General features: G+C 71.4%; 15 protein-coding genes and 1 pseudogene. 6 read left to right on the top strand and 10 right to left on the bottom strand.

What is annotated here, in order from left to right:
• Nucleotides 1-14: 14 nt before the first annotated feature.
• The gene (locus SACGLDRAFT_RS10500; protein WP_005464388.1) at nt 15-875 is read right to left on the bottom strand and encodes an undecaprenyl-diphosphate phosphatase; all 861 of its coding nucleotides are present in this window, start codon (nt 873-875) and stop codon (nt 15-17) included.
• Nucleotides 875-1,918, bottom strand: coding sequence for an LLM class F420-dependent oxidoreductase (locus tag SACGLDRAFT_RS10495; RefSeq protein WP_005464386.1), 1,044 nt, complete (start codon nt 1,916-1,918; stop codon nt 875-877). The genes SACGLDRAFT_RS10500 and SACGLDRAFT_RS10495 overlap by 1 nt, the downstream gene beginning before the upstream one ends.
• A 253-nt stretch (nt 1,919-2,171) precedes the next feature.
• On the opposite strand from SACGLDRAFT_RS10495, the gene SACGLDRAFT_RS10490 reads away from it, so the two are divergent.
• The 3 genes from SACGLDRAFT_RS10490 to SACGLDRAFT_RS10480 are packed head-to-tail and all read left to right on the top strand — an operon-like array spanning nt 2,172 to nt 4,386.
• Nucleotides 2,172-3,137, top strand: coding sequence for an aldo/keto reductase (locus tag SACGLDRAFT_RS10490; RefSeq protein ID WP_005464384.1), 966 nt, complete (start codon nt 2,172-2,174; stop codon nt 3,135-3,137).
• Complete coding sequence (locus SACGLDRAFT_RS10485; protein WP_005464382.1) at nt 3,134-4,162, top strand: YncE family protein; 1,029 nt, start codon at nt 3,134-3,136, stop codon at nt 4,160-4,162. Before SACGLDRAFT_RS10490 ends, SACGLDRAFT_RS10485 begins: the two co-directional genes overlap by 4 nt.
• On the top strand, nt 4,159-4,386 hold the full coding sequence (locus SACGLDRAFT_RS10480) for a DUF5703 family protein (RefSeq protein WP_005464381.1): 228 nt from the start codon (nt 4,159-4,161) through the stop codon (nt 4,384-4,386). Before SACGLDRAFT_RS10485 ends, SACGLDRAFT_RS10480 begins: the two co-directional genes overlap by 4 nt.
• On the opposite strand, the gene SACGLDRAFT_RS10475 is transcribed toward SACGLDRAFT_RS10480, so the two are convergent.
• A complete protein-coding gene (locus SACGLDRAFT_RS10475; RefSeq protein WP_005464380.1) occupies nt 4,345-5,814 on the bottom strand; it encodes an FAD-binding oxidoreductase in 1,470 nt (489 codons plus the stop codon). The two genes, SACGLDRAFT_RS10480 and SACGLDRAFT_RS10475, sit on opposite strands and share 42 nt — an antisense overlap.
• An 87-nt stretch (nt 5,815-5,901) precedes the next feature.
• Here SACGLDRAFT_RS10475 and SACGLDRAFT_RS10470 point away from each other — a divergent pair, with 87 nt between their 5' ends.
• The gene (locus SACGLDRAFT_RS10470; RefSeq protein ID WP_005464378.1) at nt 5,902-6,867 is read left to right on the top strand and encodes a helix-turn-helix transcriptional regulator; all 966 of its coding nucleotides are present in this window, start codon (nt 5,902-5,904) and stop codon (nt 6,865-6,867) included.
• 16 nt (nt 6,868-6,883) lie between these two features.
• Here SACGLDRAFT_RS10470 and SACGLDRAFT_RS10465 read toward each other — a convergent pair whose 3' ends face one another.
• Complete coding sequence (locus SACGLDRAFT_RS10465; protein WP_005464376.1) at nt 6,884-7,504, bottom strand: L-threonylcarbamoyladenylate synthase; 621 nt, start codon at nt 7,502-7,504, stop codon at nt 6,884-6,886.
• A gap of 188 nt (nt 7,505-7,692) precedes the next feature.
• Between SACGLDRAFT_RS10465 and SACGLDRAFT_RS10460 the strand changes: the two genes are divergently transcribed.
• On the top strand, nt 7,693-7,917 hold the full coding sequence (locus SACGLDRAFT_RS10460; protein WP_005464374.1) for a hypothetical protein: 225 nt from the start codon (nt 7,693-7,695) through the stop codon (nt 7,915-7,917).
• Between the two features lie 252 nt (nt 7,918-8,169).
• On the opposite strand, the gene SACGLDRAFT_RS22500 is transcribed toward SACGLDRAFT_RS10460, so the two are convergent.
• From SACGLDRAFT_RS22500 to SACGLDRAFT_RS10430, 6 genes are all read right to left on the bottom strand, one after another.
• Nucleotides 8,170-8,340, bottom strand: a complete 171-nt coding sequence (locus SACGLDRAFT_RS22500) for a hypothetical protein (protein ID WP_198283537.1) — start codon at nt 8,338-8,340, stop codon at nt 8,170-8,172.
• A 58-nt stretch (nt 8,341-8,398) separates the two neighbouring features.
• A complete protein-coding gene (locus SACGLDRAFT_RS10450; RefSeq protein ID WP_005464373.1) occupies nt 8,399-9,214 on the bottom strand; it encodes an FAD binding domain-containing protein in 816 nt (271 codons plus the stop codon).
• The gene (locus SACGLDRAFT_RS10445; protein ID WP_005464371.1) at nt 9,211-9,681 is read right to left on the bottom strand and encodes a (2Fe-2S)-binding protein; all 471 of its coding nucleotides are present in this window, start codon (nt 9,679-9,681) and stop codon (nt 9,211-9,213) included. The genes SACGLDRAFT_RS10450 and SACGLDRAFT_RS10445 overlap by 4 nt, the downstream gene beginning before the upstream one ends.
• A 5-nt stretch (nt 9,682-9,686) precedes the next feature.
• Nucleotides 9,687-11,960: a xanthine dehydrogenase family protein molybdopterin-binding subunit gene (locus SACGLDRAFT_RS10440; protein WP_005464369.1), complete on the bottom strand. Its 2,274-nt coding sequence runs from the start codon at nt 11,958-11,960 to the stop codon at nt 9,687-9,689.
• A gap of 140 nt (nt 11,961-12,100) precedes the next feature.
• Nucleotides 12,101-12,595 (bottom strand): hypothetical protein, encoded by a 495-nt coding sequence (locus SACGLDRAFT_RS10435; RefSeq protein WP_005464365.1) that lies wholly within the window; start codon nt 12,593-12,595, stop codon nt 12,101-12,103.
• A 67-nt stretch (nt 12,596-12,662) separates the two neighbouring features.
• Nucleotides 12,663-14,294: a phytoene desaturase family protein gene (locus SACGLDRAFT_RS10430; RefSeq protein WP_051036195.1), complete on the bottom strand. Its 1,632-nt coding sequence runs from the start codon at nt 14,292-14,294 to the stop codon at nt 12,663-12,665.
• On the opposite strand from SACGLDRAFT_RS10430, the pseudogene SACGLDRAFT_RS22730 reads away from it, so the two are divergent.
• A pseudogene (locus SACGLDRAFT_RS22730) lies at nt 14,191-15,036 on the top strand (NAD-dependent epimerase/dehydratase family protein); the annotation flags it as partial. The gene SACGLDRAFT_RS10430 and the pseudogene SACGLDRAFT_RS22730 overlap by 104 nt on opposite strands.
• Nucleotides 15,037-15,099 lie beyond the last annotated feature (63 nt).

Raw genomic sequence — 15,099 nt, 5'->3', positions numbered from 1 at the left:
GCCACCCTACGGCCTCACTCCCCTTGTCCGACCGCGTCGGTCTCCACCGGACCCGCGTCGGGGTCCAACACCCCGGTGAACACCAGCACCAGGACCAGCACGCCCAGCGCGACGCGATAGACCACGAACGGCAGGAAGCTGTTGTTCTTGATGTAGGACATCAGCCACGCGATCACGGCGTAGCCGACACCGAACGACACGATGGTGGCCAGCAGAGTCGGGCCCACGCCCGGCGCGTCGCCCTCACCGATGTCGGTGAGCTTGTAGACACCCGAGGCGAGTACTGCGGGCACCGCGAGCAGGAACGCGTACTCCGCGGCGTCGGCGCGCTTGTAGCCGAGGAGCAGGCCACCGGTGATCGTGCCGCCCGAGCGCGACACCCCCGGAATCAGCGCCAGTGCCTGCGCGAAGCCGTAGGCGAGGCCGTGCGGGACGGTCAGCTGGTCGAGCTCGCGGTTCTTGCCGCCGATCCGGTCGGCGAGCAACAGCAGCAGCCCGAACACGATGAGCGTCGTGGCCGTCAGGCGCAGGTCGCGGAACACGCTTTCGATGCGCTCCTCGAACAGCAGGCCCAGTACCCCGATGGGGATCGACCCGACAATGATGAGCCAGCCCATCCTGGCGTCGGGGTCGGAGCGGTACTCGCGGTTGCCCAACGAGAGGAACCAGTGACGCAGGATGCGGCCGATCTTCCGGCTGAAGTACAGCAGCACCGCGAGTTCGGTGCCGATCTGCGTGACGGCCGTGAAGGCGGCGCCGGGGTCGTCCCATCCCGCGAACGCCGCCGTCAGTCGGATGTGGGCGCTGGAGGAGATCGGCAGGAACTCCGTGAGTCCCTGCACCAGCCCCAGGACGAGCGCCTCGAACCAGCCCATCAGGCCACTCCCGCTCTCTCCAACGCCTCCAGCGCGGTACGCAGGGCCGCGGCACCGTTCTCCGGCGCGACGAACGGGATCACGTTCAACGTGGTGACGCCCGCCTCCGCGAAGGCGGTCATGCGCTCGGCGATGCGTTCGGTCGGGCCGAGCAGGGAGGTCGCGTCGAGGAATTCCAACGGGACCGCGGCCATCGCGCCCTGGTAGTCCTTGGCGAGGTAGCGGTCCTGGACCTCGGCGGCGGCGGTGGCGAAGCCCATCCGGACCGCGAGCTGGTTGTAGAAGTTCTTCTCCCGGCTGCCCATTCCCCCCAGGTACAGCGCCGCGTAGGCGCGGACGGAGTCGGCGCAGGTCTTCCAGTCCTCGCCCGGCACCAGCGGCACGGAGGGGGCGATGTCGAAGTCGGTGAGCGTGCGGCCGGCCTTGGCGGCCCCGGCCCGGAGATGGTCGAGCTGGGCGGGGGCGTGCTCGGGAGAGAAGAACACCGGCAGCCAGCCGTCGGCGATCTCCCCGGTCAGTTCGAGGTTCTTGGGGCCGATCGCGGCGAGATAGGTGGGGATGTGTTCCCGCACCGGGTGCACCGTCAGGGCCAGTGCCTTGCCCGGACCGTCGGGCAGGGGGAGCTGGAAGTGCTTGCCCTCGTAGCGCACCTTCTCGCGGCGCAGGGCGGCCCGGACGATGTCGACGTACTCGCGGGTGCGGCCGAGTGGGGCGGTGAACCGCACCCCGTGCCATCCCTCGGAGACCTGCGGACCCGAGACCCCGAGTCCCAGCCGGAAGCGTCCGCCGGAGAGGGTGTCCAACGTCGCGGCCGTCATGGCCGTGGCCGCCGGGGTCCGCGCCGGGATCTGGAAGACCGCGCTCCCGACGTCGATGGAGGAGGTCTGGGCGGCGATCCAGGCGAGCACGGTCGCCGCGTCGGAGCCGTACGCCTCCGCGACCCACACCACCGAGTAGCCGAGCGCGTCGGCCTCCTTGGCCAAGGTCAGATTCGACGCGTCGTTACCCGCGCCCCAGTAGCCGAGGTTCAGTCCCAACCGCATCCGACCTGCTGAAACACCGTCATTACCGGGCTGATAGGGGGCCAAGACATCTCCCACCGTCGAAGGTCGTCGACCGGGTCGACTTCCGCCTGTCCGTCAGCGGCACGATAGCCGCCGCCGGCGGACTCGGCGGCGCGTGCCCCGCGGACGGCACCCCAGGGTTACCCACGAGTAGACGTTTGTCGTGAGCGGTGACGCGCCGCGGCCCTCCTTGGTCACGAACCCGCACGGGTGACGGTTAGGCTCTGACGCCATGGAAAGCCGTCAGCTCGGCACCTCCGGCCTGCGGGTGTCGCGGATGGGACTCGGCACCCTGTCGTGGTCGACCAGCACCGACGCCGAGAACGCCGCCAACCAGCTCTCGGCGTTCGTCGACGCGGGCGGAACCCTCGTCGACACCGCCGACATCTACGGTGACGGGGAGGTCGAGCGTCTGCTGGGGTCACTGTTGGACCACCTGGTGCCCCGCGACCAGGTGGTGATCGCCACCAAGGCCGTCGCCCGCAGGACCGACGGGCCGTTCGGGGGTGGCGCCTCGCGCGGAGCGTTGCTGTCGGCGTTGGACGGCTCCCTGCGCAGGCTGGGGGTCGACCACATCGACCTGTGGCAACTGCACGCGTGGGACGCGGCCGTGCCGCTGGAGGAGACACTGTCCGCTCTGGAGTACGCGTTGCGCAGCGGCAAGGTGCGCTACGTCGGCGTGTGCAACTACACGGGCTGGCAGCTCGCGACGGCCGCGTCGACCATCGGCGAGGGCCGGATCGTGTCGATCCAGTCGGAGTACTCCCTGCTCGAACGCGGCATCGAACGCGAGGTCGTGCCCGCCGCCGCGCACCACGGGATCGGTGTGCTGCCGTGGGCCCCGCTCGGGCGCGGCGTGCTCACCGGCAAGTACCGCACCGGCACCCCGGCCGACTCCCGTGGCGCGTCCACCACTTACGCCAACTACGTCGAGCAGCACCGCACCGAACGCGCGGCCCGCATCGTCGAGGCGGTCGTCACCGCGGCCGAGGGGCTGGGCACCTCACCGCTGGCCGTCGCCCTGGCGTGGGTGCGCGACCGGCCCGGCGTGGTCGCTCCCATCGTGGGCGCCCGAGACAAGAACCAGCTCGCCGGTTCCCTCGCCGCCGAGAACCTGACCCTGCCCGCAGCGATCAAGGCCGCGCTCGACGATGTCAGCGCCATCGAGTTCGGCTACCCGGAACGGTGGCCCTCATGAGAACACGCACAGCCTTCCCCAAGCTCGCCTCCACGGCCCTGATCGCCGCGCTGGTGATCCCCCTGGCGGCCTGCTCCGGTGAGGAGGAGGTCACCGACGAGCTCCAGGTGGTCGAGAACCCCACCGCGGCGACCGCTGCCCCGTCCCCGGCGACCACGACCGAGCCCGCGGGGTCGGTGATCGGTGTCGACGGCGACGTCACCGCCCTGGCGACCTCCCGTGACGGTGTCCTCGCCGTCGCCGTGGCCGACCCGGCCAGGGTGCTGCTCTACGACCGCGACGCCCTCGCCGCGCCAGCCCCCGAGCCCACCGTCGTGGAGTTGCCGGGCCCGGTCGAGAACCTCACCGTCGTGGGCGAGGAGCTGCTGGCTCCCGTGCCGTCCGCGAACGCGCTCGCGCGCATCACCCTCGACGGGGAGGTCCGCGTCACTCCCGCCGAGGGCGGCCCCACCGGCGTGACCGTGCTCGACGACCGCACCCTGCTCAGCCTGCGTGAGCGCAAGGGCGTCGGGGTGCTGGACGACGGTCGCCTCGACCCGGTGATCGCCGGAGGCCTGAACAGCGCCGACGACGTCGTGGTGGCCGACGGCAAGCCCGTCGTGCTCGACCGGTTGCGCAGCGCCGTGTTCGAAGTGGACCTGGAGGGCCGGGACATCGGCGTGGGTCTGCGCGCGGGTCAGGGCGCCACGAACGTGGTCACCGACGACTACGGCCGGGTGTTCGTCACCGACACCCGCAGCGGCGGTCTCCTGGCGTTCTCCGTGGACCCGTTGCTGCTGCGCCAGCTCTACCCGGTGCCGGGCGGGGTCTACGGCATGGCCTACGACTCCGAACGGGATCTACTGTGGGTAACCCTGACCGCACGCAACGAGGTCGTGGGGTTCGACGTCCGCGGCGGGGAACCGACGGAGCGGTACCGCTACCCCACCGTTCACCAGCCCAATTCGGTTACGGTCGACTCAGGGACGTCCCGAGTCGTGGTGGGCTCGGCGACCGGGGAAGGGATCCAGGTGATCACTCCATGACGAACGCGGAAGCGGTGGTCGACGGCGAGTGGGAGTACCGCCGGGTGCAGTTGCCTCCCGGTGTGTCCCGGCTCTCCGCGGCCGTGCAACTGTCGATCCACGCCGAGTTCTCGGGTTGGGAGTTGTCCAACGTCCGCCTGTTCGCCGACGGCACCCGCAAGGTGTGGCTGCGCAGGCGGCGGTCACTCGCCACGACGGGACTGTTGCCCGGCTTCATCACCTGACCGGCACCACCCCGTGAGCCGGTGACGCCCCCGCACCGGACCACGTGCGGGATCGACTCGGGCAACCCGCGGCCCGCCCTGGCCGGGGCGGAAGAGGCCGTGCGGGTCGACCCGTTCCTTGATCGCCAGCAGCCGCGGGTAGTCCTCGGCGGAGAACGCGGAGCGGAACTCCTCCGGGCCCAGCTCCCGGTAGGCGAAGTTGAGTCCGCGACCGAGCGCGACGCCGGCGAAGGAGGCGAGCACATCGTCGTGCAGCTTCCTCACCAGCTTCTCCTCTCCGTCTTCCACCGGGGAAAGGATCGACACGAGGTAGCGGGCGTCGCGGTGACCGACGACGTTCGCGGCGCGCGGTGGGCGAGCGAGCGCGCCGCCCAGATGCCGGATGCCGGTCACCGTGAACACCCGCGCGGACGGTCCGGCCGCCTGCGCCAGCCCGGAAAGTGCCTCGGGTTCGAGGTCCCGGACGACGACGTTGTCGCCTCGATAGGGGTGGGGCTGCTCGGGTTCGTCGAAGATCTCCCCGGCTCGGGTGTAGGGGATCTCGGCCAGCGTGTCGCGCAGGATCGGGCCGCACGCACGCAGGGGTTCCACCACGGCGCTGCCCTCCTCGGCCGAGCCGAGATGGACGACGCGCAGGTGGGCGATCGGCCGTCCCCGCAGTCCCTCCGGCAGCTGCGGCACGTCCGGATAGGTCAGCACGGTCACCGCCGAGGTCGTCTCCTCCGGGACGTCCTCGGTCCACCGCCGCCAGACCTCCAGCACGTCGGGTGCCCGCTGGAGGTCGACCAGCAGGCTGCCACCGTAGACGTGGGTGACCGGTACCAGGTCGATCTCCATGCCGGTGACCACGCCGAGGTGGCCGCCCGCGCCGCGTAATGCCCAGAACAGGTCGGGCTCGGACCGCTCGGTCACCTCGCGCAGCCGCCCGTCGGGAGTGACCACGTCGAGTCGGCGCACGTGGTCGGCCGCGAAGCCGTACCGACGGGCCAGTAGCCCCACCCCGCCGCTCAAGGTGTAGGAGACGGCGCCGACGCCGGGGAAGCTCCCGGACAACGGCGCCAGCCCGTGGGGTGCCGCCGCCTCGACGACCCGGCTCCAGGTCGCTCCGGCCTCGACCCACGCGGTGCGGGTGGCCGGGTCGATCCGCACGCCGGTCATGCGGCGCGTACTGATCAATAGCCCGTCGGTGGGGACGGCACGCCCGTGTCCGGTGGCTTGCACGGCGAACGGCGTCCGGTGAGTGGCGGCGAACTCCACGGCGGCGCGCACGTCCTCGGCGCGGGTCGCGGCGACGATCGCCGCGGGACGGTGCGGGTGGTGCAGTTGGAATCCGGCACGCTCGGCGTCGTGGTCGCCGGACGCGGGATCGAGCACGGCGTCGGGAAGGTGGGCGGTGAGTTGCTCGATACTGCTGTTCTTGTCGCTCATACCCGGCACGCTAGGGGTTGTTGCGGACAGGATCGGTCCGCAACGGAAGGCATTGTGGGATCGCGAGCGAGCGAGAGGACCGACCGGGTGAACGAGACCATGCCGTCCCGCCTGCTCCGGCTGCTGTCGCTGTTGCAGACCCGGCGGGAGTGGTCGGGCGCCGAACTGGCCGCCCGGCTCGGGGTCACCACCCGGACCGTGCGCCGCGACATCGAGCGACTCCGCGCGCTGGACTACCCGGTGGCGAGCGCCCCCGGCACTGCGGGCGGCTACCGGCTGACCTCGGGCCGGAACCTGCCCCCGCTGCTGTTGGACGACGACGAGGTGGTGGCGGTGGCGCTCGGGCTGGTGGCGGCGGCGGGCACCGGGGTCACCGGAGTCGCGGACAGCGCCGTGCGGGCTCTGACGAAGCTGGAACGCGGGCTGCCCGGACGGTTGCGGCCCCGGCTGGCCGCCCTCGGGACCGCCAGCGTGGTCGTGACCTCGACGGAGGCGCCGGGCGTGGACCCCGCGGTGCTCGCGGTGCTCGCGGCCTGCTGTCACGACCGGGAGATCGTGAGCTTCGACTACCGCGGCCGGGACGGCACCGCCGGTGCGCGCCGGGTGGAACCGCACCATCTGGTCACCGTGCGCGGTCACTGGTATCTGGTCGCTTACGACCTCGACCGTCACGACTGGCGTTCGTTCCGCGTCGACCGGCTCACCCGCCCGGTGTCCACCCGCCACCGGTTCACTCCGCGAACGTTGCCCGCGCCGGACCCGGCGACCTACCTGACCCGGTCCTTCGCCGCCGCCGAGTACCGGCACGGCGCGCGGCTGGTGGTGGCGTTGTCCGCCGACGAGCTGCGGCGGCGGCTGTTCACCACCGTCCCCGGCGAGATCAGCCCCACCGGGCCGGAGACGTGTGCCGTGCGGCTCAGCGCGGAGTCGGCCGAGCTGGTCACGCAGTACACCGTATTGCTCATGGCGTTGGACGCCGAGGTGACCCTGGTGGGCGCCTCCCCGGAGGTCGAGCGACGGCTGCGTGGACTGCGGCGGACCCTTCCGGGGTGAGCGGCGGGAGCTCGGGTCAGCGGAAGCGGTCGGGATCGCCCGCGCCCTCGCGCACGATCTCCGGCGCGCCCTCGGAGAAGTCCACCACGGTGGTGGGCTCCACGCCGCAGTCGGCGGAGTCGAGCACGACGTCCACGACCGTGTCGAGCCGTTCCTTGATCTCCCATCCCAGCGTCAGCGGTTCGTCCTCACCGGGCAGGAGCAAGGTGCTCGACACGATGGGTTCCCCGAGTTCCGTGACGAGGGCCCGGGCGACGGCGTGGTCCGGGATGCGCACCCCGACCGTCTTCTTCTTCGGGTGCGAGAGCTGACGCGGCACTTCCTTCGTGGCGGGAAGGATGAACGTGTACCGGCCGGGCACGGCCGCCTTGATGGCCCGAAACGCCGTGTTGTCGAGGTGGACGAACCGCGCGAGCTGCGCGAAGTCGCGGCACACGAGCGTGAAGTGATGCCGTTCGTCCAGTTTGCGGATCGCGCGGATGCGATCGATGCCCTGTTTGTTGCCCACCACGCAACCGAGCGCGAAACAGGAATCGGTGGGATAGACCACGACGCCGCCGGAGCGCAGGACCTGCACCGCCTGCGCGATCGCGCGCGGTTGCGGGTTCACCGGGTGTACGTCCACATACCTCGCCACGGGCCCCAGGCTAGGGGCTCCCGGCGGGAATGGCCACCGGCGACGGCCGGGTCCGCCGCGAGCGCTTCCGGAGTCCGTTCACTTCGGACCGGCGGGTGACCGGTCCGACGACCCCGGTGGGGCGGGGTGTTCGGCGTCCCACGGGATTGCCGCCCCGGCCTTCGGGGTGGCTGGCAGAATGTGCGCACATGACCGAACAACCACAGCGCCCCCAGGTCGATCTGTCCCGTCGACGTCTGCTCTCGGTCGCTTTCACGACGGTCGTGGGAGTCGCGGTGTTCGTGATCGCGATGGTCACCACCGAGCCGAACTGGATGATGTGGTTCTTCGGGATTCTCATGATGGTGTCGGCGCTGGCCTTCTGGGTGACCTACGCCCTGTACCGGATCAGGCAACGCGGCACGGGGCGGTGAGCTCGGCCGCTCTCAACGGGCGCGGCGAGTGACCATCCGCCGGCACCTCCGGTGCGCACGGCGTCCAGCAGCTCGGCGGAACCGGTGGTGTGCCGGGGCCTGGCGTTCTTGTACCCCGAAGGCGCTTGGCGCGTAGGCCCGCGCGGTGCAGACCACGTGGAGTTCGACGTCGAATGCCGAGGAGAGGTGGGGGCGAGCTGCGCAGCGCTCTCGGTTCTCCGCCGACGACCGGCCCCGACGCGTTCGGGTGGGCTACGTCGCCGAACTGCTGTCACGGCACCGCGTGTTGACCCTCGTGCCCGTGATCGCCCCTACGCCCGCGTCGAGGCCGGTGAGCTTCGGGGACTCACCGGCCTCGACGACCTCTACGAACCCCCCTGTGACGCCGGATCTGCGGGTGTACACCACGACGGTGACGGCCACGGGTGTCACCACGGGAAACGACCGGCACGGTCCGGTAACCGCTCACCGGACGGCCGCCTCAGCCGCGGCGCGCCCGTACCAGGGCTCGCTCGGTGAGCACGCGAGCGAGGTGCTTGCGGTACTCGGCCGTGGCGTGTGGTTCGTCGGCGGGACTGGTGTCCTCGGCGGCCAGGGCCGCGGCCTCGGGGATCGACGCGCCGTCGGCCAGCGCGCGTTCGGTGGCCTCGGCCCGGATCGGCGTGCCCGCCATGTTGATCAGGCCGACGTTGTCGCCCTGCACGGCGACTCCCACGATGGCCCAGTCGATCGCGCGCCGCGTGAACTTCTCGAACCCCCACCCCACGTGATCGGCGCGGGGCAGGCGGATCTCGGTCAGCACCTCGTCGGGTTCCAGCGCGGTGGTGAACGGCCCGAGGAAAAACTCCTTCGCGGGGACGGTGCGCAGGCCGTCCCGGCCCCGCACCACGAACGAGGCCTCGGCGGCGAGCAGGGCCGCGGGCAGGTCGGCGGCGGCGTCCCCGTGGGCGACAGACCCGCCGATGGTGCCCCGGTGCCGCACCTGCGGGTCCCCGATCACTCCCGCCACGTGCGCCACCAGCGGCGCGTGGTCGGCCAGCACGGGGTCGCGCGCCAGGTCGTGGTAGCGGGTCAAGGCCCCGATGGCGACGTCGTCGCCGTCGAGTCGCACGTACGACAGTTCGGTCAGGCCCCCGATGTCCACGACCACCTCGGGGGCGGCCAACCGGAGCTTCATCAACGGCAGCAGCGAGTGTCCGCCCGCCAGCAGTTTCGCCTCGTCGTCGTGCTCGGCCAGCACGGCCAACGCGTCCTCCACGGAGGACGCCCGGTGGTAGCGCAGGGTAGCCGGGATCACTTCTCGACCTCCTGCCCGGACGCGGCGATCACGGCGTTGACGATGTTGTGGTAGCCGGTGCACCGGCAGAGATTGCCCTCCAGGCCCTCGCGGACCTGCTCCCGCGTGGGCCTGGGGTTCTCCTGCAACAGCGACGCCGCCGCCATGATCATGCCGGGGGTGCAGAACCCGCACTGCAGACCGTGGTGTTCCGAGAAGGCCCGTTGCAGCGGATGCCGCTGTCCGTCCTCACCGGTCAGGCCTTCCAGGGTGGTGACCCGGTGGCCGTCGGCCTGCGCCGCCAACACGGTGCACGACTTCACCGACTCCCCGTCGAGCAGCACCGTGCAGGCGCCGCAGGACGTGGTGTCGCAGCCGACGTTGGTGGCGGTGAGCCCGGCGACGTCGCGCACGAAGTGCACGAGCAAGGTCCGGTCCTCGACCTCCTCGGTCACCGTTTGTCCGTTGATCTCGATCGTGACGCGCAACGCTGTCAGTCCGCCTTCCCTGCTCGCGTCGATGCCTGAGCCTCCGCTATCGCCTCCCACACCCGCAGCGGTGTCGCGGGCATGTCGACGTGGGTCACGCCGAGGTGCGACAGCGCGTCCACCACCGCGTTCTGCACCGCGGGGGTGGACCCGATCGTCGCCGACTCCCCGATGCCCTTGACCCCGAGCGGGTTGCGGTCGGTGGGGGTGACCATGGTGACCAGCTCGAAGTCGGGCAGCTCGACCGCGGTGGGGAACGAGTAGTCGGCGAAGGTGGCCGTGGTCGGGTTTCCCTCGGCGTCGTAGTGCATGACCTCCAACAACGCCTGGGCCGCGCCCTGGGCGAGGCCGCCGTGGCGTTGCCCGGTGAACGTGACGGGGTTGATCACGGGGCCCGCGTCGTCGACGGCGACGATCCGCCGCAGCGTCACCTTGCCGGTGAGCGTGTCCACCTCCACCACGGCCACGTGCACCCCGAACGGGAACGTCGGCGACACCTCGTCCGCCCACACGTCGGCCGACAACCCGTCGTCGCCGGCGCGCTCGGCCAACCGTGCCCAGCTCACCGCGCCCGCCGACGCCGCGCCCCGCACTCGCCACGTGCCCGACGCGGTGTCCAGTTCGAGATCCCCCGGAGCGGCCTCCAGCTCGTCGGCGGCCAGCTCGCGGGCCTTCTCGATCACCGCGTCGGCCGCCTTGCGGATCGCGGACCCGCCGTACTGCAGCGACCGGGACCCCATCGTGCCGACCCCCTTGGGGATCTCGTCGGTGTCACCGTGCTTCACGGTGATCTTCTCCATCGGCACACCGAGCCGGTCGGACAGCAACATCGCGAACGTCGTGTGGATGCCCTGTCCGTGCGGGGACACTCCGGTGTAGGCGGTGACGGTGCCGTCCGGGTTGATCTCCACCCGGCCGCTGTCACCGCGCCGGTCGGCGCCGGTGATCTCGACGTAAGCCGAGACGCCGATGCCCAACGCGATCGGGTCGCCCACGGCACTCCTGCGGATCTGCTCCTCCCGCAGCTCCGCGTAGCCCGCCGCCTCCAACGCCTTGTCGAGGGCCGCGGCGTAGTCGCCGGTGTCGTACTCGGCGCCCGTCGGCGTGGTGTAGGGGAACGCGTCGGGCGGGATGAAGTTCTTCCTGCGGACCTCGGCCGGGTCGAGCCCGATCTCGGCGGCGAACAGGTCGATCGCGCGCTCCACGGCGGCGGTCGCCTCCGGCCTGCCCGCGCCCCGATAGGCGGCGATGGGGGTGGTGTTGGTGACCACCGCCCGGCTGGCCGTCTCCACGCGCGGGAACCGGTACACACCGGAGGCCATCATCTCCGTCAGCGTCGGCAGGTACAGCGTGCGGGGATAGGCGCCCGCGTCCTGCACGACCTCCAGCCGGAACGCCAGCACGGTGCCGTCGCGACGTCCCCCGATCGTGATCGTGTTGCGCTGCGCCCGGCCGTGCGTCATCGCCGTCAGGTTCTCGCTGCGACTCTCCGACCACCGCACCGGACGCCCCGCGCGGCGGGACGCCCAAGCCAGGACCACCGCCTCGGGGTCGGCGCCGATCTTCGCCCCGAATCCCCCGCCCACGTCGGGGGCGATGACCCGGATCTCCGTCGAGTCGATGCCGAGTCCCTTGGCCAGGGTCGACCGGGCGGAGTGAGCGTTCTGAGTGGACAGCCACATGGTCAGTCGACCGTCGTCGCCCCAGGCGCACGCCGCTCCCCTGACCTCCAGCGGCGCGGGTGCCACCCGCTGGTTGACGATGGTGCGGCTGACCACCACTTCGCAGTCGGCGAAGGTGTCCTCGGCGAAGTCACCCCCGTGGGTCTGGACCACGTTGCCGCCCAGTTCCGGATGCAGCACCACCTCGCCGGACAAGGCCGAGTCGATGTCCGACACCACGTCGAGCGGCTCGTAGTCCACATCGACCAGCTCGGCCGCGTCCTCCAGTTGATAGGGGTGCTCGGCGAGGATCAGCGCCACCGGTTCCCCGACGTAACGCACCACGCCGTCGGCCAGCCACGGCTGCGCCACCGGACCGGCCCGCCCCGGAGCCAGGTCGAGATCGGCCGCGGTGTACACGGCGACGACCCCCGGCGCCGCGGCGGCCTCCTCGACATCGATCGAGGTGACGGTCGCGTGCGCGATCGGACTCCGCACGAACATCGCGTGAACGGCGCCGGTGAGCGCCTCCTCGCGAAGGTCGTCGATATAGGTGCCGCCCGTCGTGATGAGTTTGTCGTCCTCGACGCGGACCACCTTGGTGCCGACGATGCTCACTGAATAAGCCTCCCACTCCGACTCCGGCGACGATCATGCCGAAGATCCGGGAGAGCGCCAAGAGCGGAATCGTATCTCACACCCGCACCACCACGACGCTTCGGTCTTCCGTGGCGGGTGTAAGGAGCGACGTCACCGGTTCAGGCGAAGGCGGCGTCCGCGAAGTGGTCGTGCAGTCGAAGCGCGGTCTCCCGCTGACGTTCGGCGCGGGCGAGCAGTTCGTCCATCTCGTCCGGATCCAGCCTGCCGTCCCGCCGGGCCCTCGACCGCATGCTCCGCCACATCCCGATCTTGGCCGTGACCTGCGCCGCGATCCCCTCCAGCTCCACCACCGGACTCGACGGCGACGGCGCCAACACCCGACCGTTGAGCTTGAGCCTGCCGACCTTCTCCGCGGCCCACGCCGCGGTGGCCTTGTACGTGCGGACGGGCACCTCCAGGTCGGCCATGACCCGGCGCAGCGTCCGCAGGTCCTCCGCCAGTTCCTCGGCCAACGCGGCGATCTCGTCCGCCCGGACCGAACCACGCTGCTGAGAGGCCAGCCGCCGAGCCAGTTCCGAGCCGACGACGGCGGCGGCGTAGTGGTCGTTGAGATAGGTCACCAGCACGCGGTCGACGGTGTCAGTGCCGAACATGGTCACCGGATACCCGTCGCATCGACTTCGACACCCCGGGCATGCGCCCCGTCCACCCGAAGCGGTGTCAGTCCGCATACAGTGCCGCGTGCGCGGCACGCATCAACCCGCCGTAGCCCGCCCCGGCCGGACCCGCTCGCCAGAGCGCGGCCCTCGCGGCGTTGGCTCCCGGTCCACCGTGGACGGCACCACCGGGATGCGCCGACGCGCCCGCGAGGTACAGACGGTCGATCGGGGTGTCGGAACGCCCCAGCCCCGGCACCGGCCGGAAGACGAGCTGCTGATGCAGGGCCGCCGTTCCCGCGTTGATGGCGCCGCCGACCAAACTCGGTTCGGCCTCCTGCAGGTCGGCGGGACCCAGCACGTGCCTGCCGCGGATTCGTGCCGTGAAGCCGGGGGCATGTCGTTCGACGATGCCCTCCACGCGGTCGACGAACCGGCGCAACCGATCGGCGTCCCACTCCAACCCCTGGGGCACGTGGGTGTACGCCCAGGCCACCTCGGTGCCCTCGGGCGAGCGCGTGGGATCACTGGTGGTCATCTGCCCCAGCACGAGCATCGGTTCGGCCGGAAGACGGCCCGAGGTGAGCTCGGCGCTGTAGCGGATGAGCCCCTCGATGTCGTTGTCGAGGTGCACCGTTCCCGCCCGAGCGACGTCCGGGTTGCTCCACGGGATGGGCCCCGACAACGCCCAGTCCACCTTGACCGTCGCGTCGTCCCAGTGGAACCGGTCCAGATCGGACACCAAGCGTGCGGGCAGGTGCTCCCGGCCAACCAGCTCCCGGTACAGCAGGGGCGCGGGCACGTCCGCCAGCACGGCTCGCCGGGCCCGCACGAGCGCCCCGTGGGCGTCCCGGACGCCGAGCGCCCGTCCCCCGGCCACCAGCACCCGCGTCACCGGACGGGAGCACTCGATCCGCCCGCCGCGCGTGCGCAGCCGGGTCGCCAACGCGTCCGCGAGCCGACCGGCTCCTCCCTCGGGCACGGGGAACCCGACATCCTGACCGAGCATGCTGAGCAGCCACCCGAACACCGAACTGCCCGCCGCACCGGGACCGAGATCGGTGTGCAGCGCGTTGCCCGCCAACAGCAGCCGCGCCCCCTCACCGTGATAAGTCTCCCGCCCGAGCGTCTGCACCGGGCTGGCGAGCATGCGCACGAACCTCAGCCCGTCGGCGACCCCCAGGACACGCGCCAGTCGCAGCGTCGACCGGACCGGGGGAAACGGGGTGAACAGCAAGTCGAGGAACGGCTCCTTGACCCGCAACCACTCCTCGAACTGTCTGCGCCACTCGTCCCCGTCGCGAGGGTCGAACGCCGAGATCGACGCGGCCGTGACGTCCGGATCGCGGGACAGCAGCGCCACCCGGTCGTCGGGCAGCACGTGCGCGAGCACGGCGGGCGCGTGTCGCCAACGCACCCCGTACTGCTCCAGATCCAGCGCCCGCATGACCGGCGAGGCGACCGACATCGGATAGAAGGCGCTGAACACGTCGTGCCGGAAACCCGGCTCGGTCAGCTCCGCGGTACGAACCGCTCCCCCCACGTGCGGGGTGGCCTCCAGCACCAGGACGTCCCACCCGGCGTCGGCCAGCATGTTGGCGGCGACCAACCCGTTCTGTCCCGCCCCGACGACGACGGCGTCCACCGTGTCGTCGGCGTCCGACCCCAGCGCGCTCACGGCCCTTGGCGTACCCACTGGGCGAAACCCTACACCGACCACGCGCGTCCCTCACCGCGTTTCACCACGGCCGCCACCGGGGACTTCCCACACCATGGCAGTGGGCCCCACGATCGTCGTGACCGGAGCGACCGGCAACGTCGGTACGGCATTGCTGCGACGGCTCGCCCTGACCCCCGACCGGCACGTGATCGGTCTCGCCCGCCGGTTCCCCCCACTCGACAGCGAGCCCTACCGGCATGCCGACTGGGTCTCGTGCGACCTGGGCGACCCCGGTGAGGTCGCTCGGCTCACCGCCGTCCTCGCCGACGCCGACGCGGTCGTCCACCTGGCGTGGGCCATCCACCCCCGGCGGGACGACCCGCCGATGTGGCGCACCAACGTCGCGGGCACCCGCCACCTCCTGCGTGCCGTGGCCCGCGCCAACGTACCCCGGCTCGTGGTGGGCTCGTCGGCGGCCGTCTACTCGGACGCTCCCCGGTGGTCGCGGGTGAGCGAGGGCTGGCCCCGCGACGGCATCACCGGCAGCGCCTACAGCCGCGGCAAGGTGTGGCTGGAACACCACCTGGACTCCTTCACCCGGCGGCATCCCGACATCGCCGTGACCCGCCTCCGACCGTGCGTGATCCTGCAGCACGAGGCGGCGGGAGAGTTCGCCCGCCGCCTCCTTGGCGACCTGATTCCCGGCGGGTGGGTCGGCAAGCCGTGGCTCCCGCTGCCCCTGTGGCCCCGCTTGCGCCTGCAGGCCGTCCACGCCGACGACGTCGCGGCCGCCGTCGTCGCCGCGCTCGACCGCGACGTGACCGGCGCCTTCAACCTCGCC

Origin of the sequence: Saccharomonospora glauca K62, from assembly GCF_000243395.2 — a bacterium.
Taxonomy (GTDB): Bacteria; Actinomycetota; Actinomycetes; order Mycobacteriales; family Pseudonocardiaceae; genus Saccharomonospora; species Saccharomonospora glauca.
The sequence above is the reverse complement of the archived record's forward strand: the minus strand, read 5'-3'. Positions and strand labels throughout refer to the sequence as shown.